The sequence below is a fragment of the Ruegeria sp. BK1 genome, from assembly GCF_056535645.1.
This window is the reverse complement of record NZ_JBQFIS010000001.1, coordinates 722,878-742,141: the sequence shown is the minus strand read 5'-3', so window position 1 is coordinate 742,141 and position 19,264 is coordinate 722,878. Positions and strand designations below refer to the sequence as shown.

General features: G+C 58.5%; 21 protein-coding genes. 9 read left to right on the top strand and 12 right to left on the bottom strand.

Annotated elements, in window-relative coordinates; all coding sequences use genetic code 11:
- The first annotated feature begins 12 nt into the window (after window positions 1-12).
- The 6 genes from fdh3B to ACR3E7_RS03665 all read left to right on the top strand — a co-directional run bounded on the left by fdh3B (window position 13) and on the right by ACR3E7_RS03665 (window position 4,559).
- Window positions 13-606: a formate dehydrogenase FDH3 subunit beta gene (gene fdh3B / locus ACR3E7_RS03690; protein ID WP_037307340.1), complete on the top strand. Its 594-nt coding sequence runs from the start codon at window positions 13-15 to the stop codon at window positions 604-606.
- 106 nt (window positions 607-712) lie between these two features.
- Entirely contained in the window at window positions 713-1,063 is a 351-nt protein-coding gene (locus ACR3E7_RS03685) for a putative quinol monooxygenase (RefSeq protein ID WP_480502980.1), read from the top strand.
- A gap of 26 nt (window positions 1,064-1,089) precedes the next feature.
- Window positions 1,090-2,286 carry a formate dehydrogenase subunit gamma gene (locus tag ACR3E7_RS03680; RefSeq protein WP_480502981.1) on the top strand — a complete coding sequence of 399 codons (1,197 nt, stop codon included), beginning with the start codon at window positions 1,090-1,092 and terminating at the stop codon, window positions 2,284-2,286.
- A complete protein-coding gene (locus ACR3E7_RS03675) occupies window positions 2,287-3,546 on the top strand; it encodes a c-type cytochrome (protein WP_170788519.1) in 1,260 nt (419 codons plus the stop codon).
- 14 nt (window positions 3,547-3,560) lie between these two features.
- The gene (locus ACR3E7_RS03670; RefSeq protein ID WP_269149758.1) at window positions 3,561-3,686 is read left to right on the top strand and encodes a hypothetical protein; all 126 of its coding nucleotides are present in this window, start codon (window positions 3,561-3,563) and stop codon (window positions 3,684-3,686) included.
- Entirely contained in the window at window positions 3,687-4,559 is an 873-nt protein-coding gene (locus ACR3E7_RS03665) for a substrate-binding domain-containing protein (RefSeq protein ID WP_480502982.1), read from the top strand. It abuts the gene before it with no gap.
- Here the strand turns inward: ACR3E7_RS03665 and ACR3E7_RS03660 are convergent.
- From ACR3E7_RS03660 to ACR3E7_RS03620, 9 genes are all read right to left on the bottom strand, one after another.
- Window positions 4,556-5,374 (bottom strand): ABC transporter substrate-binding protein, encoded by an 819-nt coding sequence (locus ACR3E7_RS03660; RefSeq protein WP_480502984.1) that lies wholly within the window; start codon window positions 5,372-5,374, stop codon window positions 4,556-4,558. The two genes, ACR3E7_RS03665 and ACR3E7_RS03660, sit on opposite strands and share 4 nt — an antisense overlap.
- Window positions 5,375-5,394: 20 nt before the next feature.
- Window positions 5,395-6,129: an ATP-binding cassette domain-containing protein gene (locus tag ACR3E7_RS03655; protein ID WP_480502985.1), complete on the bottom strand. Its 735-nt coding sequence runs from the start codon at window positions 6,127-6,129 to the stop codon at window positions 5,395-5,397.
- Window positions 6,122-6,835 (bottom strand): ABC transporter permease, encoded by a 714-nt coding sequence (locus ACR3E7_RS03650; protein WP_170769471.1) that lies wholly within the window; start codon window positions 6,833-6,835, stop codon window positions 6,122-6,124. Before ACR3E7_RS03650 ends, ACR3E7_RS03655 begins: the two co-directional genes overlap by 8 nt.
- Window positions 6,836-6,987: 152 nt before the next feature.
- Entirely contained in the window at window positions 6,988-7,977 is a 990-nt protein-coding gene (locus ACR3E7_RS03645) for an ABC transporter substrate-binding protein (RefSeq protein WP_170788515.1), read from the bottom strand.
- Between the two features lie 53 nt (window positions 7,978-8,030).
- Window positions 8,031-8,876 (bottom strand): ABC transporter permease, encoded by an 846-nt coding sequence (locus ACR3E7_RS03640; RefSeq protein WP_480502987.1) that lies wholly within the window; start codon window positions 8,874-8,876, stop codon window positions 8,031-8,033.
- Entirely contained in the window at window positions 8,873-9,805 is a 933-nt protein-coding gene (locus tag ACR3E7_RS03635) for an ABC transporter permease (RefSeq protein ID WP_480502988.1), read from the bottom strand. The genes ACR3E7_RS03640 and ACR3E7_RS03635 overlap by 4 nt, the downstream gene beginning before the upstream one ends.
- A 24-nt stretch (window positions 9,806-9,829) precedes the next feature.
- On the bottom strand, window positions 9,830-10,627 hold the full coding sequence (locus ACR3E7_RS03630) for an ABC transporter ATP-binding protein (protein ID WP_170788514.1): 798 nt from the start codon (window positions 10,625-10,627) through the stop codon (window positions 9,830-9,832).
- Window positions 10,628-10,681: 54 nt separating this feature from the next.
- The gene (gene hydA / locus ACR3E7_RS03625; protein WP_480502989.1) at window positions 10,682-12,136 is read right to left on the bottom strand and encodes a dihydropyrimidinase; all 1,455 of its coding nucleotides are present in this window, start codon (window positions 12,134-12,136) and stop codon (window positions 10,682-10,684) included.
- Between the two features lie 92 nt (window positions 12,137-12,228).
- The gene (locus tag ACR3E7_RS03620; protein WP_480502990.1) at window positions 12,229-13,479 is read right to left on the bottom strand and encodes a Zn-dependent hydrolase; all 1,251 of its coding nucleotides are present in this window, start codon (window positions 13,477-13,479) and stop codon (window positions 12,229-12,231) included.
- A gap of 171 nt (window positions 13,480-13,650) precedes the next feature.
- Between ACR3E7_RS03620 and ACR3E7_RS03615 the strand changes: the two genes are divergently transcribed.
- Both ACR3E7_RS03615 and ACR3E7_RS03610 read left to right on the top strand, forming a co-directional pair.
- On the top strand, window positions 13,651-14,259 hold the full coding sequence (locus tag ACR3E7_RS03615) for a TetR family transcriptional regulator C-terminal domain-containing protein (protein ID WP_480502991.1): 609 nt from the start codon (window positions 13,651-13,653) through the stop codon (window positions 14,257-14,259).
- A 34-nt stretch (window positions 14,260-14,293) separates the two neighbouring features.
- Window positions 14,294-14,518 carry an N-(5'-phosphoribosyl)anthranilate isomerase gene (locus tag ACR3E7_RS03610; protein WP_480502992.1) on the top strand — a complete coding sequence of 75 codons (225 nt, stop codon included), beginning with the start codon at window positions 14,294-14,296 and terminating at the stop codon, window positions 14,516-14,518.
- A gap of 48 nt (window positions 14,519-14,566) precedes the next feature.
- Here the strand turns inward: ACR3E7_RS03610 and preA are convergent, their stop codons facing one another.
- The 3 genes from preA to ACR3E7_RS03595 form a co-directional block, all read right to left on the bottom strand.
- Window positions 14,567-15,871 (bottom strand): NAD-dependent dihydropyrimidine dehydrogenase subunit PreA, encoded by a 1,305-nt coding sequence (preA, locus tag ACR3E7_RS03605; RefSeq protein ID WP_170788509.1) that lies wholly within the window; start codon window positions 15,869-15,871, stop codon window positions 14,567-14,569.
- Window positions 15,872-15,915: 44 nt separating this feature from the next.
- Window positions 15,916-17,250: an NAD(P)-dependent oxidoreductase gene (locus tag ACR3E7_RS03600; protein WP_480502994.1), complete on the bottom strand. Its 1,335-nt coding sequence runs from the start codon at window positions 17,248-17,250 to the stop codon at window positions 15,916-15,918.
- Window positions 17,251-17,410: 160 nt separating this feature from the next.
- Entirely contained in the window at window positions 17,411-18,043 is a 633-nt protein-coding gene (locus ACR3E7_RS03595; RefSeq protein WP_480502996.1) for a cupin domain-containing protein, read from the bottom strand.
- Window positions 18,044-18,200: 157 nt separating this feature from the next.
- Here ACR3E7_RS03595 and ACR3E7_RS03590 point away from each other — a divergent pair, with 157 nt between their 5' ends.
- Window positions 18,201-19,196 (top strand): hypothetical protein, encoded by a 996-nt coding sequence (locus ACR3E7_RS03590; protein WP_480503361.1) that lies wholly within the window; start codon window positions 18,201-18,203, stop codon window positions 19,194-19,196.
- The last annotated feature ends 68 nt before the right edge of the window (window positions 19,197-19,264 follow it).

Below are 19,264 nucleotides of genomic sequence, written 5' to 3'. Positions count from 1 at the left end.
AGGAGGACGAAAATGGCTAGAGCAAAGTTTCTCTGCGACGCTGAACGCTGCATCGAGTGCAACGCCTGTGTCACCGCGTGTAAAAACGAACACGAGGTGCCATGGGGCATCAACCGCCGCAGGGTGGTAACGATCAATGACGGCAACCCGGGCGAACGCTCGATCTCGGTGGCCTGTATGCATTGCTCGGATGCGCCTTGCATGGCGGTGTGCCCGGTCGACTGCTTCTATCAGAACGAAGAAGGTGTCGTCCTGCACTCCAAGGACCTGTGCATTGGCTGCGGCTATTGCTTCTACGCGTGCCCCTTCGGCGCGCCGCAATATCCGCAGGCTGGCAACTTCGGATCGCGCGGCAAGATGGACAAATGTACCTTCTGCGCCGGTGGTCCCGAAGAAACGCACTCGACCGCAGAGTTCGCCAAATACGGTCGCAATCGGATCGCCGAGGGCAAACTGCCCATCTGCGCCGAGATGTGTTCCACCAAGGCCCTGCTTGCCGGTGACGGCGACGTGGTCTCGGCCATCTACCGCGAACGCGTTGTGGCGCGCGGCTTTGGCTCGGGCGCGTGGGGTTGGGGCACCGCCTACGACCAGAAAGACGGCTAAGGTCTATCCGAAGCTCGACAGCCCCCTGCGCTAGGCCGGGGGCTGTCTTACCCTTGCCTGTGGCCGCCTGTCGGTCGCCGCCTTTCCTGACGAAGGTAGGACGCCTATGACCAACGATATCTACTGGCTGTTGAAGCTGGACCTGAACCCAGAAAAACAGTCCGAGTTCGAGGCCCTGATGGCCGAAATGGTCGCCGCGACCCTCGAGGAAACAGGCGCCAAAACCTATGAGTGGCATCAAAGCGACAGCGCCATTCACATCTATGAACGTTACGCAAGTTCAGATGATGCGATAATTCATATGCAGAATTTTGGGGCAAATTTCGCCGATCGGTTTATGTCCTTACTTAAGCCGGTTCAGTTTGATGTCTACGGCCCCGCGAAAGACGACCTTCAGACGGCCCTGTCCCCTGTCGGAGCCGTTTTTCACAAGCAGATCGGCGGCTTTGACCGCTGACACGACCAAGAATAGGGAGAGAACCCATGCGCCTGATCCATTTTCTGCTCTTCTCACTCTTCCTGACCGGTGCCACATGGGCGCAGGACGCCCCGGAATCCCCGGCACCCGATCGCTCGGCCACCGGAGGGGCCACGACGCTTGAGGATATTCTGGCCCGTCAACGGGGCGAGAAAGTGGACAACACTTATCGCTCGGAAAACACTGGCCAAGGCAATGTCGAAGGTTTGCTGGGGCAGTTTGGTACTGCCGGTGTGGCCTCGGACAGTGATGTCTATCGCGCGCTACGCTATGGGTCGGCGGATGTCACCGTGTCGTCTCAGGGGCCCGCAGCCAGTGTTCTTATCCAGGATGGTGGCATGTGGTGGTGGGCTTTCCGCACCGGACCGTTGCGAGAATACGGAACCTACATCATTGCAGGCATGGCCGCCGTGATCCTGCTGTTCTTCCTGATCCGTGGCAAAATCCGCATTGATGGTGAGAAAACCGGGCGCACAGTCACGCGTTTCAATGGGTTTGAGCGGTTCGGCCACTGGCTTTTCGCCGGGTCCTTTTTAGTGCTTGGGTTTACAGGGCTGTTGACACTGTATGGGCGGGATTTCCTGATCCCGATCTTTGGAAAAGAAGGCTTCGCGACTATTGCGCAAGGGTGCAAGTGGCTACACAACAACCTCGCCTGGGCCTTTATGTTGGGGTTGATCATCGTGACGGTGAACTGGATCGCTCACAACATTCCCAACCGGACCGACCTGAAATGGCTGGCCGCCGGTGGCGGTTTGTTCACCAAAGGCAGCCACCCGCCGGCCAAAAAGTTCAATGCCGGTCAAAAAGTCATATTCTGGTCCTGCATTCTGCTGGGCGTGTCGATCAGCCTTTCGGGCCTGTCTCTGCTGTTCCCGTTCGAGATGCCTCTGTTTGCCAAAACCTTCCAGATCGCCAATGCAACCGGCCTGCCTCAGGCAATGGGTTTGAGCCTGCCGGTGCAGATGTCGCCGCAAGAGGAAATGCAATACGCGCAGGTCTGGCATGTGATGATCGCCTATGTTTTCATCGCCATCATCATCGCCCATATCTACCTCGGCTCGGTCGGGATGGAAGGTGCATTTGACGCCATGGGAACCGGCGAAGTCGAAGAGCAATGGGCACGCGAGCACCACTCGTTGTGGCTGGAGGAGGTCCAGGAAAAAGAGGCCAGCAAAGCGACGGCCTCGCCCGCCGAATAGATGCGCGGGTTGGTTCTGGCGCTGGCTTTACTGCCCCTGCCTGCTTTAGCTGAGTTTTATACGCTCAAAGGTCATGGCGGTCCAATCATGGGGATCGCCACGGCCCCCGATGGGCGGATCGCTACGGCAAGTTTCGACAACTCGGTCGGCATCTGGTCGGATCAAATGCCGGAATGGCTGGAAGGTCATGAGGCAGCTGTTAACGCAGTTGCTTTCAACGGCACTGCGATCTATTCCGCCGGCGACGACTTCACTCTGCGCCGCTGGCCCGGCGGTGAGGTTGTAGGACAGCACAAAGGCAAAATCGTACATATCGCTGCCTCGAAAACCCATGTGGCAACAGCCAGTTGGGATGGTACAATCGGGTTGTGGCCCGTGGATGGATCGGAACCAAAAACTCTGACGACCGGCAGCGGAGTGAATGCCGTGGCGTTTACGCCTGACGGCAACCAACTGTATTCAGCCGGTGTCGACGGGGCTTTGCGCTTGTGGGATGTGACCAGTGGACAGGAAACTCTGCGACTGGTCGAGCATGGCTTTGGCATCAATGAGCTAGTGCTAAATACGCAGGACAACTGGATCGCCTATGGCGCTGTTGATGGTGTCACCCGCGTCCGCGATCTGACCACGGGCGAGGAACGTGACTTTACCCTCGACCGTCGCCCTATTCTGGCGCTGGCGCTTAGCCCTGATAACAGCATGCTCGCTGTAGGCGACGGCGAGGGCTTCATCATGGTGGTCGACACGGAGGAGTGGCGCATCGCGCAAGATTTCCGCGCCACTTTGCGCGGTCCGGTCTGGGCGCTGGCTTTTTCACCCGATAGTCAGAACATCCACGCCGGCGGCATTGATGAGGCGATGTACAGTTGGCCGGTCGCCAATCTGCGCGAGCAAGAACGGATGGCTGCGTCCGAGCCCAGCTTCCTCAAAAACCCCGATCAGATGAGCAATGGTGAACGGCAGTTTGCCCGCAAATGCTCAATCTGTCACAGCCTGACCCCAGACGGGCAACGCCGCGCCGGTCCGACGCTGCATGGCGTCTTTGGCCGCCGGGCTGGAACACTGCCGGGATATTTCTATTCGGACACGCTGCAAGACTCTGATATCATTTGGAATGACGAAACCATAAATGCCCTTTTCGATGAGGGGCCCGACCACTACATTCCGGGGTCGAAGATGCCGATGCAGCGGATCACGCAGCCCAGCGACCGGGAAGATCTGGTCGCCTTTCTGCGCCGCGCCACGGCACCGGAAAACTAACGCCGGAGGAGACAATGAAAGCCTTTCTAGCCGCCGTCGCCGCGATGGTCGTCATCGCGATCGCCGCCCCTGCTGTCCTGAACCAGATCGGATTCAGCGCAGCGGACGCTGGGACCGGATCAGCAGTGCGCCTGGACTGAATGCCCGAGTATCTGACCACCAAAGAACTGGCCGATCTGCTGCGCATCGGCGAGCGTAAGGCCTATGATCTGGCGTCTTCGGGCGAGGTACCCTGCGTGCGCGCGATGGGCAAACTTCTATTTCCCCGTTCCGAGGTTGTCGCCTGGTTGAATGCTTCACGCTCGGGTCCTCAGGTTGAAGATCCGCCCTTGCCTCCGATTGTGGCGGGCAGCCATGACCCACTGTTGGACTGGGCCTTGCGGGAAAGCGGCTCGGGGTTGGCGACCTATTATGACGGCTCGTTTGACGGGCTGAACCGCCTAAAGGACCGTACCGCACAGGCGGCCGCATTGCATATTCATGAGGCGGAAGGGTTCAACACCCAAGCCCTGCGCGATCATCTGGGCGAAGCATCGGTTGTTCTGTTTGAAATCGCCCAACGCCAGCGCGGTTTGTTGCTGGCCCCCGGCGTGTCTGATATCCGGAGCTTCGCAGACCTCAAAGGCAGGCGCGTGATCCTACGGCAAGGCTCTGCCGCCAGCCAAAGATTGTTCGACGCGCAGTTGGAGCATCACGGTATGACCCGCGCGGATCTGGACGCCCTGCCCACTTGCGCCCGCACAGAGGAAGAGCTGGCCATCGCCCTGCACGACAGCAAGGCCGAGGCCGGTTTTGGTCTGGGTGCGCTGGCGGGTCTCTATGATCTGGGCTTTTGCGCCACCCATACTGAACGGCTGGACCTTGCGATCTGGCGGCGCGCCTATTTCGATGACCCAATGTTGAAGCTGTTGGCCTTTGTTCAATCCGATCGCTTCGCGGCCCGCGCCGCCGAGTTCGGAGGGTACGACCTAGGCGGGCTGGGCACAATTCACCACAACGGCGCTAGCGGTTAAGACCCGTCGGCGTTGGGGAAAAACAACTGTTCTCCATCCAGTTCGTAGGACGCAATGGCCGCTTGCCCGTCCGGCCCGGTCAGCCAGTCGATAAACCGCTGACCCGCCGCTGCCCTTACGCTTGGGTGTTTTTCCGGGTTCACCAGAATGACGCCATACTGGTTGAACAGGCGTGGGTCGCCCTCGACCATGATCTCAAGCTCGCCCCGGTTGCCAAAGGATTGCCAGGTGGCGCGGTCGGTCAGGACATAGGCGTTCATCCCGCTGGCGACGTTCAATGTGGCCCCCATGCCGGACCCGGTCTCACGATACCACGCACCGGATGCGCCCGTCGGATCTAAATTGGTCGCCGCCCAATGGCGCATCTCGGCCTTGTGCGTCCCGCTGTCATCCCCGCGCGAGACAAAGGGGGCTTCGGCCTCGGCCACGGCGGTCAGGGCCGCAACAATATCGTCGCCGTCCTTTACTTTGGCCGGGTCCGATTTGGGGCCGACCAGCACGAAGTCATTATACATCACGTCAAACCGCTCAACGCCCCAGCCATCGGCGACGAACTGTTCCTCGGCGGGTTTGGAGTGAACCAGCAGAACGTCTCCGTCCCCGTTCACAGCGTTTCGGATTGCCTGTCCAGTACCGACGGCCACAACGCGCACATCGATTCCGGTTTCAGCCTCGAACCCCGGCAGGATATAGTCCAACAGGCCCGAATTCTGCGTCGACGTGGTCGATTGCACAACGATGAACGGGGCCTCGGCCCACACAGGGGCCATCAAGCCAAGCGATACCAATGCAGCCCGAAGAAAATCTCGGATCATCCAGATCTCCATAGTTTGAGTTAGGTCACCAGCCCACCAGCAAGATAACGACGCGCGGCGTCGCTTTGCGGGGCGTCCAAAACTTGTCTGGCGACCCCGTGTTCAACCACATGGCCGCCTTGCATCATAACGACATCCACTGCAAGGCGACGCGCCTGACCGATATCATGTGTCACCATGACAATCCGCACCCCCCGTCGCGAGGCGCGCTGGATCATGCGTTCTATCATCTGCGTAGCACTCGGGTCCAAAGCACTGGTGGGTTCATCCAAAAACAACGTCTCAGGCTCCAACGCCAGAGCACGCAGGATGGCTAGCCGCTGTGCCTCCCCCCCCGACAAAGAGCGCGCGGATTGCCGTCCTTTTCCGTCGAGACCGCCCTCGGTCAGCAAGTCTTCGATCCGGGCTTTGCGCTGGCCCCAAGACAGGCCCTGACGCTTCAGCACAAAATCCAGATTGGCCGCGACCGAGCGGCGCAACAGCACCGGCTGTTGAAACACCATCGCCTGCCGGGATTTGTGCTCGCCGGACAAAGGCACGCCGTCCTGTTCGATCCGCCCCCGGTCAGGCGCGATCAAACCATGCAAGCAACGCAGCAACAGGCTCTTCCCCGCCCCGTTCGGCCCAAGGATCAGCGTCGGCCCGGGCCCGTCCAAAGACAAATGCGCAACGTCCAGAAGGACCTTTCCCTTGCGTGTTATCTTCACGTCCCGAACCGTCAGGCTGCTGGCCATGTCACACACCAGATCACGCATGGCGCAACCCCTCCTGCTCGGCGCGCAGGCTGACGGTGCTGACCATAGCGTTCACCGCCACCGCAATCCCGATCAGGATCGCGCCCAAGGCCAGCGCCAGCGCCAGATTGCCTTTCGAGGTTTCAAGCGCGATGGTCGTCGTCATCACCCGCGTCACATGGTTGATGTTGCCGCCAACGATGATCACCGCGCCCACCTCCGCAATGGCACGTCCGAATCCCGCCAACAAAGCTGTCACCAGCGCCAGGCGTGCATCCCACAGCAGCACCGGCACCGAGGCTAAACGCGACACCCCGAGCGAGCGTAGCTGTTCCGAATATTCCTCGGCCAGCATCTCGATCACTTGCCGGGTCAGCGCGGCCACAATGGGTGTCACCAGAACAACCTGCGCGATGATCATTGCGGTCGGGGTATAGAGCAACTCCAGAACACCCAGCGGCCCGGATCGGGATAACATCAGGTAGACCAACAAGCCCACAACAACCGGCGGGAAGCCCATCAGAGCATTCATCAGCACGATCAACATCCGCCGTCCCGGAAAGCGCGCAACGGCTAATGCCGCGCCCACGGGCATCCCGATCAGGGCAGAAATCAATACAGCGAAGACGGAAACTTTGAGCGACAACAGCACAATCGCCCACAGCTCTGAATCCCCTGTCAGGATCAGACCCAAGGCTGAATTGAATTCTGATGCAAATCCTTGCATAATTTTCCATCCAGTCGCAATTTCGTATGAAATGCGATAATTTACAAAGGAATACTAAGTCATTTCCCGGCTAAGTACAGACACTTTTCCGACATCAGAAACGCAAAACGCGGCCCCAACCGGGGCCGCGCTCAATTCGGTTTAAACCGGGCTTAGTTCAGCGCTGCGTCGGTGATCTTGTGGGTCCACGCCCCCTCAGGCTGTTGGGTGATGACCGGATCAGAACCACCGGCCAGCAGAGTACCCACGGTCCGCTCAAAATCCGCCGGGTCCAAAGCGCCATTCGACCCTGCGGTCAGCTTGGCGATCTCACCCATCATGCGCTTTTGGTGTTTTTCGGTCTGCGCTCCGGTCGCGTCATTGTCCAACACGATCTCGGCGGCCTCATCCGGGTTCTCCTCGGCGTATTTCCAGCCTTTCATCGAGGCACGGACGAACCGTTCCATCTTGTCGACAAAGGCTTCGTCGCTCAGGTTTTCTTCCAGCACGTAGAGGCCGTCTTCAAGCGTGGCGACACCCTGATCTTCGTACTTGAAGGTCACAAGCTCATCGGGATTTACGCCCGCGTCGATCACCTGCCAGTACTCGTTATACGTCATGGTGCTGATGCAATCGGCCTGGCGCTGCAGCAGGGGATCAACGTTGAAACCTTGCTTGAGGACCTCAACCCCACTCTCACCCTTGCCGCCAGTGTCGATGCCTAGCTGGCTCATCCAGCTCATGAAAGGGAATTCGTTACCAAAGAACCAGACACCCAGCGTGCGGTTCTTAAGGTCATCCGGCGATGCAATACCGGCATCCTTCCAGCAGGTCAGCATCATGCCCGAGCTTTTAAATGGCTGCGCGATGTTTACCAGCGGCAGACCCTTTTCGCGTGCGGCCAGCGCAGCAGGCATCCATTCGACGGTCACATCCGCGCCGCCCCCCGCGATCACCTGAGTTGGAGCGATGTCGGGGCCGCCGGGCAAAATGGTAACGTCCAGCCCTTCTTCCTCGTAGAATCCCTTATCGGCGGCCACATAGTAGCCCGCAAATTGCGCCTGCGTGACCCATTTCAGCTGCAATGTCACCTCATCGGCGGACCATGCGGCACCGGCGGTCAGGCCAAAGGCGGCAACCGCCCCGCTGAGTAGCTTTTTCATCTTCATGTCTCCTAGTTGCTGTTTATGCCCCGTTGTCGGGGTCTGTTGAATTCCTATCCTCGTTGCGACGGGTGCCAGAAGGTCACCGCCTTTTCCGCCGCTGCGACAAGGCCATAAAACACGGTCCCGGCCAGCGCGGCTACGGCGATCTCGGCCCAGACAAGGTCGATCGACAGGCTGCCGACGCCGGTCGAAATCCGAAACCCCATGCCCCGTGTGGGTGAGCCGAAATACTCGGCCACAATCGCCCCGATCAAAGCAAGCGTGGTTGCAATCTTCAACCCATTGAACACAAAGGGCATCGCCGCTGGCAAGCGCAGTTTCCACAAGGTCTGCCAATACCCGGCCGCATAGGTCCGCATCAGGTCACGCTGCATCGCATCCGCTTCGCGCAGACCCTGCACGGTGTTCACCAGGATTGGAAAGAACACCATGACCACGACAACCGCCGCTTTCGAGTGCCAATCGAACCCGAACCAACTGACCAGAATTGGCGCGATCCCGACAATGGGCAGCGCCGCCGCAAAATTCCCGATGGGTAGCAGACCACGCGTCAGAAAAGCCGAGCGGTCTATGGCAACCGAACAAGCAAAAGCCGCAGCACACCCGATCACAAATCCCGTCAGCGCGCCCTTGAAGACGGTTTGCTTGAAGTCTTCCCACAAAATGCCGGACGATTGTACAAAGGCTGTCCCCACATCTGAAGGTGGCGGCAGGATAACCGGCGAAACACCCAGCCCGCGCACCAGCCCCTCCCAAAGCACCAACAGCGTGATGCCAAACAGAACCGGCACAAAAATGCGCGCTGCACGGGTTTTGCGATAGGACGAGATAGCCAGACGGTAGTTCGCAAACCAGGCCAAGCCCCAGAACAGCAAAGCAAAGGATAGCCAGGTCATGCGTTCAACCCCATCCGGCGCAGGGCCAGTCGCTGCAGCAGATCCAACAGTGTCACCAGCAAGCCCGCCAGAATAGCGGCAGCCAGCAGGGCCGCCCAGATGGCCAGAGGCGTTCCGAACTGGTCTCCGATCAGGATTCTGGCACCAAGACCTGACACAGCCCCCGTCGGCAACTCGCCCACAATCGTGCCAACCAATGCAGCCGCGATCCCGACCTTGAGCGACGTGAACAGATACGGCACCGAGGATGGCAGCCGAAGTTTAAAGAACCCCTGCGCGCCCGAGGCGTTATAGGTCTTCAACAAATCCAGTTGCGGCAGCGATGGCGACCTTAGCCCCTTCACCATCCCCACCAGCACCGGGAAATAACACAGATAGGCCGAGATTACCGCCTTGGGCACCCCGCGCCCCTCAATCCCTAGCTGAGAGCTGACGACAATAATCATCGGCGCCAGCGCCACAATCGGGATGGTCTGGCTTATAATCGCCCATGGCATCAGGCTCATATCCGCGACACGCGAATAGACGATGGCTACGGCCGCCAAAATGCCCAGCGTTGTGCCAAGCAGAAAACCCCACAGCGTGGATTTCAGCGTGATTCCAGCATGGTAGATCAGCGACCGTTTCGAGAATGCCCGACCCTTGGCCACCATCTCACCGGTCGTTTTCCACAGCTCCTGCCCAACCTGTCCGGGGGTCGGCAGCCGTGGGCGTTCCAGCGCATAGCCGCGGGAAATCGCTCCGGGGTTTGACGCCATCAGAACCCAGACCGAAGTCTCTCGCCGTTCGCGCGACGTTTCAGGTGTCACTACCTGCCCCGCACGCTCGGCCTGATCCAGCGAGATGCGAATGTTCATCGGGGCCACTGCTGCGTACCACAGCGCGACAATTGCCGCGAGCACCACCAAGATAGGCACCAAGTTTTTCATCGCGCGCCCCACAGTCTGGTTGCCTTAATCATCATAGGAATGCCCCGCCCGCAGCCCTTCGCGCACCCGATGCGCAACCTCGATAAATTCCGGCGTGTCTCGAATATCCAAAGGCCGCTCCTTGGGCAAAGGGCTGTCGATCACATCGGTGATCCGACCGGGCCGAGGGCTCATTACCACGATCTTGGTGCTCAGATAGACCGCTTCGGGGATCGAGTGCGTCACAAACCCGATCGTCTTTTCCGTCCGCGCCCATAGCGCCAGAAGCTGCTCGTTCAGGTGATCGCGCACAATCTCATCCAGCGCGCCAAAGGGTTCGTCCATCAGCAGAATATCAGCATCAAAAGCCAAAGCCCGCGCGATGCTGGCCCGTTGCTGCATCCCGCCCGAAAGCTGCCACGGGAATTTGCCACCAAAACCCGCCAGATCAACCAGTTCCAGAACCTTCTTTACCCGTTCTTCCTGTTCGGCGGCGGAATAGCCCATGATCTCGAGCGGCAGTTTTATGTTCTTGGAGATGGTCCGCCACGGATACAGCCCCGCGGCCTGAAACACATAACCATAGGCGCGCTTGCGCCGTGCTTCATCTGGGGTCATTCCATTGACGGTCAGCACCCCCCCCGTCGGCGTCTCAAGCGCCGCGATACAGCGCAAGAATGTGGTCTTGCCACAGCCCGAGGGGCCGATAAAGCTGACGAAATCCCCCTTGTCGATGGTCAGGTTCACGTCTTTCAACGCGTGGATCGGGCCGTCATTGGTTTGGAAGGTGAGATCGAGTTGCCTTGCCTCGATCACAGGCTGGGTCGTACTTTCAGTAGTCATTCCATTACCTTGAAAAGGTTTCGCTTTGGGGCGCCCACAGGACACCCCCGCAAATCACACACCCGTCGCTGGAATACCCGTCCGCTCGACCGGGCGCGGGGCGGTCAGCTCTTTCCAGGTGCTCAGCGCTTTGTTCACATGGGTATTGGCCTCGCGTGCCACGAATTTCCCATGTCCTTCCTGTGTCTGGATCTCACCATCATGAACAGCTATCGAACCACGGGTTAGCGTGAACCGGGGCAACCCGCGCACTTCCTTGCCTTCGAACACGTTGTAGTCGATCGAAGACTGCTGCGTTTCGGCTGAAATCACCTTGGCTTTGTCCGGGTCCCACACAACGATATCCGCATCCGCACCAACCAAAATGGCACCCTTTTTAGGGTAGCAATTCAATATCTTAGAGATGTTTGTTGAAGTAACTGCCACAAATTCGTTCGGCGTCAGGCGCCCGGTATTTACTCCATGGGTCCACAACATCGGCATCCGATCTTCCAGCCCGCCTGTCCCGTTGGGGATCTTAGTAAAGTCGCCCACGCCATATCGCTTCTGTTCGGTGGTAAAGGCGCAATGGTCGGTGGCCACCACGCTCAGCGTTCCCGATTGCAAACCGTTCCAAAGACTGTCCTGATGCTGCTTGTTCCGGAACGGAGGGCTCATGACCCGCCGCGCCGCATGCTCCCAATCATGGTGGAAATACTCGCTTTCATCCAAGGTCAGGTGCTGGATCAAAGGCTCGCCCCACACCCGTTTACCCTGCATCTTTGCCCGGCGAATGGCCTCATGGGCTTCTTCGCACGAGGTGTGCACCACATACAAAGGAACGCCCGCCATATCGGCGATCATAATGGCGCGGTTTGTCGCCTCACCTTCGACCTGCGGCGGGCGGGAATAGGCGTGTGCCTCGGGCCCAGTATTGCCTTCGGCCAGCAGCTTAGCACTCAACTCGGCCACCACATCTCCGTTCTCGGCATGCACCATAGCGGTGCCGCCCAACTCGGCAAGACGCTTGAACGAGGCGAACAACTCATCATCATTCACCATCAACGCACCCTTATAGGCCATGAAGTGCTTGAACGTGTTGATCCCGCGCGTTTCAATCACGGTTTTGATGTCGTCAAACACCTGCTCGCCCCACCATGTGACGGCCATGTGGAACGAATAATCGCAATTCGCCCGCGTCGATTTATTGTCCCAACGCTTCAGTGCATCCAGTAGGCTTTCCCCCGGATTAGGCAGCGCAAAATCCACCACCATCGTGGTGCCGCCAGCCAAAGCCGCCCGGGTTCCGCTTTCGAAATCATCGCTGGAATAGGTGCCCATGAACGGCATCTCAAGATGCGTATGCGGATCAATCCCGCCCGGCATCACATAGCAACCGGTCGCGTCCAGTTCCTTATCACCTTTCAGATCCTGACCGATCTCGGTGATCACGCCACCTTCAACCATCACATCCGCCTTGTAAGTCAAATCGGCGGTCACAACCGTTCCGTTCTTGATCACAGTGCTCATTTCAATCTCCCTGTGGCGGTCTACGCCACCTGCTTCATCTGGCCAAAAATATCCCGGGGGATTCGCCCACCGGGCGACGGGGGCAGCGGCCCCTACTCCACGATCTCAGCCGTCTCGACAACCGCATGCAACAGAACATCAGCCCCTGCCGCAGCCCAGTCTTTGGTGATTTCCTCAGCTTCGTTATGGCTTAATCCATCCACACAAGGACACATCACCATCGCCGTCGGCGCCACCCGGTTGATCCAGCACGCATCATGCCCGGCGCCTGAGATGATATCGGTATGCGAATACCCCAACCGTTCCGCTGCATCGCGTACCGCCGCCACACAGCCGTCATCGAACTGCACAGGATCAAACCCACCGACCTTCTCGAACTCGATCTGCAAGCCCATTTCTTCGACAATATCTTCAGCCGCAACGCGCAGTCGTGCCTCCATATCTTGAATCACGTCCAGATCGGGCGAGCGAAAATCGACCGTAAACACCGCCTTGCCAGGGATCACATTCCGCGAATTCGGGAACACATCGATATGCCCCGCCGCCCCAACGGCATGGGGCGCATGGGACCAGGCAATCTCGTCCACTTTCTCAAGAATCCGCGCCATCGCCAGACCCGCATTCTTGCGCATCGGCATCGGGGTCGAGCCGGTATGGGCATCCTTGCCGGTCACCGTGATCTGGGTCCAACTCAACCCCTGACCGTGGGTGACAACACCAATGTCCTTACCTTCCGCCTCAAGAATGGGTCCCTGTTCAATATGTAGTTCAAAGAAGGCATGCATCTTGCGCGCGCCCACCTCCTCTTCACCACGCCAACCGATCCGCTGCAATTCATCGCCAAAGGCCTTACCCTCAGCATCTTCACGCGCGTAGGCCCAATCCTGCGTGTGCATCCCGGCAAACACCCCCGAGGACAACATAGCGGGCGCGTAGCGTGTCCCTTCCTCATTGGTCCAGTTCGTAGCCACAATGGGATGCTTTGTCTTGATCCCCAAATCGTTCAACGTTCGGATGATCTCCAAACCGCCAAGAACCCCCAAGACGCCGTCGTATTTCCCACCTGTCGGCTGAGTGTCCAAGTGCGAACCAACATAAACCGGCAAAGCGTCGGGATCTGTTCCCGCTCGGTGAGCAAACATATTGCCCATCTGATCCAAGCCTATGGAGCAACCCGCATCCTCACACCATTTCTGAAACAAGGCGCGGCCTTCAGCGTCCTCATCAGTCAGGGTCTGACGGTTATTGCCGCCAGCAACACCGGGGCCGATCTTGGCCATCTCCATCAGACTGTCCCACAACCTGTCGCCATTGATCCTGAGATTTTGCGCCGGAGCTGCCATCTTGTTCTTCCCTGTTACTTGCGATTTGGCTCGCTTTTGGTGTCTTGATTTGACCATCTGGTCAAACTCACGCTATCACGGGTTCGAGATCAGTCAAGAAATTGCAGGACGCCATTAGGTTTTTTGACCTATCCAGCGCCCACTTGCCAGAAAATGAGACAGTCTGGAACAATGCCCAAAGACCGCGCCCCCACCAGAATTCAGAAAAAGAATCGCGCAGCGATTCTCGAGGCTGCCTTGAACGTGTTTTCATCCCATGGCTTCCGCGGCGCGACCGTAGACCAGATTGCCACTGAGGCAGGCCTGAGCAAGCCAAACCTCCTGTACTATTTCCCGACAAAAGAGGCCATTCACACCGCGCTCCTGTCCGGATTGCTGGAAACATGGCTGGCCCCTCTGCACGAACTGGATGCCGATGGCGACCCTATGGAGGAAATCCTCGCCTATATCCGACGCAAACTGGAAATGAGCCGCGATCTGCCGCGCGAAAGCCGCCTATTCGCCAACGAGCTCGTGCAAGGCGCGCCGCGCATTCACGACTCGCTTTCAAGTGACCTCAAGATCTTGGTGGATGAGAAAACGGCGATTCTTGTCGGCTGGATGGATCAGGGGAAAATAGCGCGACTTCATCCGTATCACCTTATCTTTTCGATCTGGGCGCTGACCCAGCACTACGCCGATTTCGACGTACAGGTTCGTGCGATTTTGGGGGACGAAGATCCTTTTGAAGGCGCGGAACCTTTTGTAGACACGCTCTACCGGAAACTCCTTATGCCTTAAGGTCCAGTTAACCAAATTGCGGCAGCATATACCCATGACTACCGTTCGCCCCTATCCCGATCCCTGGCTCGACCAGTTGTTTTCCACCAAATCCGCGCAGCGCGGTGCGGTCGTGCGCCGGTCCACTAGTTGGGTGGAAAGAGAAGTGGGGCATGAGACGTTTCAGCAAGAAATAAGGCGGCGCGGATACCACCTGATCCGCACCGCCAACCAATATATCGTGATCTGCCACTACGGCCCCATCGACATTTTGTTCTGAGAAAATTCGTCGAATTTTCTCGTCCAAGATTTTTCGACGAAAAATCTCCTATTCCGCAGCTTTCGCCATCGGGTTGTTCGGATGTGACGTCCAATTGGCGTAGTCAGGCTGCACTTCCCGTCCGGTACGCGGATCAATTTCGCCCGCATTCATCGGGACCATCGAAATGCACCCATCCACCGGGCACACATCCACGCATAGATTGCAGGCGACACATTCGTCATCCATCACCTCGAACACACGATCATCAGACATGGAAATTGCCTGATGGCTGGTATCCTCGCAAGCGGCATAGCAGCGGCCACATTTGATGCATTGGTCCTGATCGATCTTGGCCTTCGCCACATAGTTCAGGTTCAGATATTGCCAATCCGTCACGTTCGGCACGGCCAGACCAACAATCTCCGAGACGTCCTTATACCCCTTCTCGTCCATCCATTTGGACAGGCCCGCCGTCAGTTCATCAATAATCTTGAACCCATAGGTCATCGCAGCCGTACAGACCTGAACGGTGCCACAGCCCAAGGCCATGAACTCGGCCGCGTCACGCCATGTGGTCACGCCACCAATACCGGAGATCGGCAGACCATGCGTTGCTTGTGCCCGCGCAATCTCTGACACCATCGACAGAGCGATCGGCTTCACCGCCGGACCGCAATAGCCGCCATGGCTACCCTTGCCATCAATCGAAGGCTCAGGGCTGAACGTGTCCAGATTGACGCTGGTGATCGAGTTGATGGTGTTGATCAGCGACACCGCATCCGCGCCGCCATTCTTTGCAGCCTCGGCGGGTTTGCGGATATCCGTGATGTTGGGTGTCAACTTCACGATCACCGGACGGTCATAGTGTTTCTTGCACCACCGCGTGACCATCTCGATATATTCCGGTACCTGCCCGACAGCCGATCCCATCCCGCGCTCGCTCATCCCATGGGGACAGCCGAAGTTCAACTCGATCCCGTCAGCACCAGTTTCGGCAACGCGTGGCAGGATGGCTCTCCAAGCCTCTTCCTCGCACGGCACCATGATCGAGGCGATCAGCGCGCGGTCCGGGTAGTCGGCCTTGACCCGGGCCATCTCTTCCAGGTTCACCTCAAGCGGGCGATCAGTGATCAGTTCGATGTTATTCAGCCCTAGCAGCCGCCGATCCGCGCCATAAATCGCACCGTACCGAGGCCCGTTTACGTTCACGACCGGAGGGCCCTCGGCCCCCAGCGTTTTCCAGACCACGCCACCCCAACCGGCCTCGAAGGCGCGGCGGACATTGTATTCTTTATCAGTCGGCGGCGCCGAGGCCAGCCAGTACGGGTTCGGGCTTTCGATACCCAGAAAGTTTGTCTTTAAATCAGCCATTTATCCGGCCCTCCTGATGCTGATCAGCATCCAAAATCACAGTTTCACGCCGTCAGTGCAGCGTGGATGTCCATTGCCGCATCGCGGCCCTCGGCCACAGCGGTCACGGTCAGGTCTTCGCCACCAGCCGCGCAGTCACCCCCGGCCCAGACACCCGCCATCGAGGTCCGACCCGCGCCCGTTACAGCGATCTTGTTGCCGTCCAGCGTCAGACCTTCGGGCGCGCCTTCCAGCGTCTGGCCAATCGCTTTCAAAACCTGATCCGCAGGCAAGCGGATCACTTCGCCCGTCCCGGTCAATTGACCGCCCTCGCTCGAGGTATACTCCAACTCAATCTCAGTCGCCGCGCCGTTTCCGTGCACGGCCACAGGCTGCACATTGGTCATGATCTTGACCCCATGTGAGGCCGCAAGGTCCTGCTCGTACCGGCTGGCGCCCATGGCGTCACGTCCCCGGCGATAAGCGATAGTGACATGTTCCGCCCCTAGCAGCTTGGACTTCACCGCCGCGTCCACGGCGGTCATGCCACCGCCAATGACGACCACATTGCGCCCCACCGGCAAGTCAGTCAAATCACCAGCCTGCCGTACATCCGAGATGAACTCGACCGCAGCCCGCACGCCATCCTTACCAACGCCACCCGCGCGCAGAGCGTTCACTCCGGCCAAGCCAATGGATAGGAAAACTGCGTCGTAATTTTCTGACAAGCCCTCCAGAGAGATCGTGTCGCCCAGAACCGAACCTGTCTCGATCGTGATCCCACCGATCTGCATCAGCCAATCCACCTCGGCCTGCGCGAAGTTGTTGGTCGATTTATAGGCCGCGATCCCATATTCGTTAAGGCCGCCCGGCTTGGGCTTGCTTTCGTGAATAACAACCTCATGCCCCAGCATCGCCAGCCGGTGTGCGCAGGCCAGACCTGCAGGCCCTGCCCCAATCACCGCAACGGTTTTGCCGGTCGAATCGGCACGTACAAACGGATGCGCCCCGTCTGCCATAACACTATCGGTTGCATAACGCTGCAAACGCCCAATCTCGACCGGAGCGCCCTCAGCTGCCTCGCGCACACAGGCTTCTTCGCACAATGTCTCGGTAGGACACACACGGGCGCACATGCCGCCCAGAATATTTTGCGCCAATATGGTCTCACCCGCCGCTTTGGGCTGACCGGCCTGAATCTGCCGCATGAACAACGGAATATCGATATCCGTCGGACAGGCTGTCACACATGGCGCGTCATAGCAAAAGTAGCACCGATCTGCTGCCACGGCGGCCTCATGCGCGGCCAATGGCGGATGCAGATCCGTGAAATTCGAGGTCAGCTCATCGCTGGAAAGCCGCCCGGAGACAATGCCGGGGACCATCTGGCCCTGTGCCATCGCTCTACTCCCTGTAGATATGGTTGTTGTACTCTCAGCTTGCCACAGTCTGAAATTTTATCAATTGGTAAAATTTGCCAAATGGTCAAAAAATTAAGAAACCGGGCTCGACGGCCCGGTTTCCAGAAAATACTGCCTAAAATTACAGCGTCGCTGTCGGTCAGACCATGCCAGAGAGGTGCCCAGACTTGATCCACACGCGGGCACCATCGGTCCCGGCGGTCGCAACAGACTGGGTTTCCGGCGGCAGTCGAAGCCAATCCCAGGCCGAGAATTCCTCATCTGCTTCTGAAACAGACCCCTCGATGACGAACAACTCCAGCCCTTGCTCTGCATCCAGGTTCAGCGATTCACCGGCGGCGAGGCTCAGGACTCTGACATCCTCTTGGGCATCCTTGAACAGTTGCAGTTTCTCTGCCCCGTTGATCGATCGCCGCACCTCAGTCCGATCCGCTGGATCGAACTGATGCAGCTTGACCAGAATCGTCGCGCCTTCCTTGGCCGAAGGCGTATGCGACGAGGTCGGCGGGTTGCGCACGTAGCTGCCCACCGGGAAATCCCCGGTTTCATCCTGAAAGACACCTTCAAGAACCAGATATTCCTCACCCCCATCATGGGTGTGCGCGGCAAAGGCGCTGCCCGGAGCAAAACGCACAATCGTGGTGGCGCGGGCGACCTCCTCACCGATACGGTCCAGCATCTTCCGCTCGACCCCGGCGGCGGGGGATTGGACCCATTCGTTCTGATCAAAGTGAACGGCGACGCGTTTGGTGAAATCTGCGTTGACCCTCATTTGAGATATCTCCTGTTTCGGCATCTTGGCATAAGATGGGGGCACGGTCCCGGTTTTCAAATTTTGCGCCCCAAGACGGTGTTCACATCTGGTTTTGCCCGCCGCCCCTGCGTACTGTGCCGCCAACCGAAATACCCCAGTGATTGACCGGACACCGATGCAGGCCCCACCCAAGACATTCAACATCGTCCTGATCGGACAAAACAACCGCCTGCAATACGAGTCGCTACTGTTTGCCGCCTCACTCCGTCACAGCAGCCCCGACTTTGCCGGTCGTGTGTTCGTCGCCGTGCCCCAACCCGGCCCGCTTTGGTCACAAGACCCCAGCATTCAGAACGAAGATATCCTGAACGCGTTGCGCCAGTTGGATGTCGAGATATTGCCCTTCGACTCCCAGTTATTTGGCGAAAGCTATCCCTACGGCAACAAAATCGAGGCTTTGCTGGCCCTTCCCGAGGGTGAGCCCTTTGTGTTCTTCGACAGTGACACGCTCTTCACCGGTGATCTGAACACTGTCCCCTTTGATTTTTCCCGCCCAAGCGCTTCGCTGAAGGTCGAGGGGACATGGCCCCGCCCGACCCTCTACGGCCCCGGTTTCGACGGAATTTGGCGGGCGCTCTACCAGCGGTTCGGGTTGGATTTCGACAGTTCGCTGGATACCAGCCAACCGCATGACTACTGGCGGCGCTATCTGTATTTCAACGCAGGCTACTTTTTCTATTCCTGCCCGCGCGTTTTTGGGGAGCGTTTCCGTGACTACGCGCGGGCCATACGCGACGAAGATATCCCGGAACTGGCCGGTCAGGTGCTGGACCCCTGGCTGGATCAGGTGGCGCTGCCGCTGGTCATTCATTCACTGGGCGGAGGACGCGATGCCCTGCCCGCTGGCCTGTTGGACGGCTCTGTCACTTGCCACTACCGACTGTTTCCGCTGCTCTATGCCCGTGAAAGCGATCATGTGGTCGAGGTGCTGGAAACAGTGGCGGCCCCAAACCGGATCAAGAAAGTGCTCAAGGGCTATGACCCGATCCGCAAACTGGTGATTCAGCGCAAAGGTCACAAAATTCGCGCGATGTTTGATCGCGAGAACCTGCCGCAACGCGAGCAGGTTATCCGCAACAAGATCAAGGCGAAGGGATTGTGGATGCGCTGACTGCGTTGTTGTGCGCACGCCCCTGATCGCCTAGAGATTCTGCAACATAAATTCCAAAGGGAGATTTT

Bases quoted from the DNA above. Each gene is read 5' to 3' on its own strand.
- fdh3B (WP_037307340.1), top strand. From the start codon at position 13: ATGGCTAGAGCAAAGTTTCTCTGCGACGCTGAACGCTGCATCGAGTGC.
- ACR3E7_RS03685 (WP_480502980.1), top strand. From the start codon at position 713: ATGACCAACGATATCTACTGGCTGTTGAAGCTGGACCTGAACCCAGAA.
- ACR3E7_RS03680 (WP_480502981.1), top strand. From the start codon at position 1,090: ATGCGCCTGATCCATTTTCTGCTCTTCTCACTCTTCCTGACCGGTGCC.
- ACR3E7_RS03675 (WP_170788519.1), top strand. From the start codon at position 2,287: ATGCGCGGGTTGGTTCTGGCGCTGGCTTTACTGCCCCTGCCTGCTTTA.
- ACR3E7_RS03670 (WP_269149758.1), top strand. From the start codon at position 3,561: ATGAAAGCCTTTCTAGCCGCCGTCGCCGCGATGGTCGTCATCGCGATC.
- ACR3E7_RS03665 (WP_480502982.1), top strand. From the start codon at position 3,687: ATGCCCGAGTATCTGACCACCAAAGAACTGGCCGATCTGCTGCGCATC.
- ACR3E7_RS03660 (WP_480502984.1), bottom strand. From the start codon at position 5,374: ATGATCCGAGATTTTCTTCGGGCTGCATTGGTATCGCTTGGCTTGATG.
- ACR3E7_RS03655 (WP_480502985.1), bottom strand. From the start codon at position 6,129: ATGCGTGATCTGGTGTGTGACATGGCCAGCAGCCTGACGGTTCGGGAC.
- ACR3E7_RS03650 (WP_170769471.1), bottom strand. From the start codon at position 6,835: ATGCAAGGATTTGCATCAGAATTCAATTCAGCCTTGGGTCTGATCCTG.
- ACR3E7_RS03645 (WP_170788515.1), bottom strand. From the start codon at position 7,977: ATGAAAAAGCTACTCAGCGGGGCGGTTGCCGCCTTTGGCCTGACCGCC.
- ACR3E7_RS03640 (WP_480502987.1), bottom strand. From the start codon at position 8,876: ATGACCTGGCTATCCTTTGCTTTGCTGTTCTGGGGCTTGGCCTGGTTT.
- ACR3E7_RS03635 (WP_480502988.1), bottom strand. From the start codon at position 9,805: ATGAAAAACTTGGTGCCTATCTTGGTGGTGCTCGCGGCAATTGTCGCG.
- ACR3E7_RS03630 (WP_170788514.1), bottom strand. From the start codon at position 10,627: ATGACTACTGAAAGTACGACCCAGCCTGTGATCGAGGCAAGGCAACTC.
- hydA (WP_480502989.1), bottom strand. From the start codon at position 12,136: ATGAGCACTGTGATCAAGAACGGAACGGTTGTGACCGCCGATTTGACT.
- ACR3E7_RS03620 (WP_480502990.1), bottom strand. From the start codon at position 13,479: ATGGCAGCTCCGGCGCAAAATCTCAGGATCAATGGCGACAGGTTGTGG.
- ACR3E7_RS03615 (WP_480502991.1), top strand. From the start codon at position 13,651: ATGCCCAAAGACCGCGCCCCCACCAGAATTCAGAAAAAGAATCGCGCA.
- ACR3E7_RS03610 (WP_480502992.1), top strand. From the start codon at position 14,294: ATGACTACCGTTCGCCCCTATCCCGATCCCTGGCTCGACCAGTTGTTT.
- preA (WP_170788509.1), bottom strand. From the start codon at position 15,871: ATGGCTGATTTAAAGACAAACTTTCTGGGTATCGAAAGCCCGAACCCG.
- ACR3E7_RS03600 (WP_480502994.1), bottom strand. From the start codon at position 17,250: ATGGCACAGGGCCAGATGGTCCCCGGCATTGTCTCCGGGCGGCTTTCC.
- ACR3E7_RS03595 (WP_480502996.1), bottom strand. From the start codon at position 18,043: ATGAGGGTCAACGCAGATTTCACCAAACGCGTCGCCGTTCACTTTGAT.
- ACR3E7_RS03590 (WP_480503361.1), top strand. From the start codon at position 18,201: ATGCAGGCCCCACCCAAGACATTCAACATCGTCCTGATCGGACAAAAC.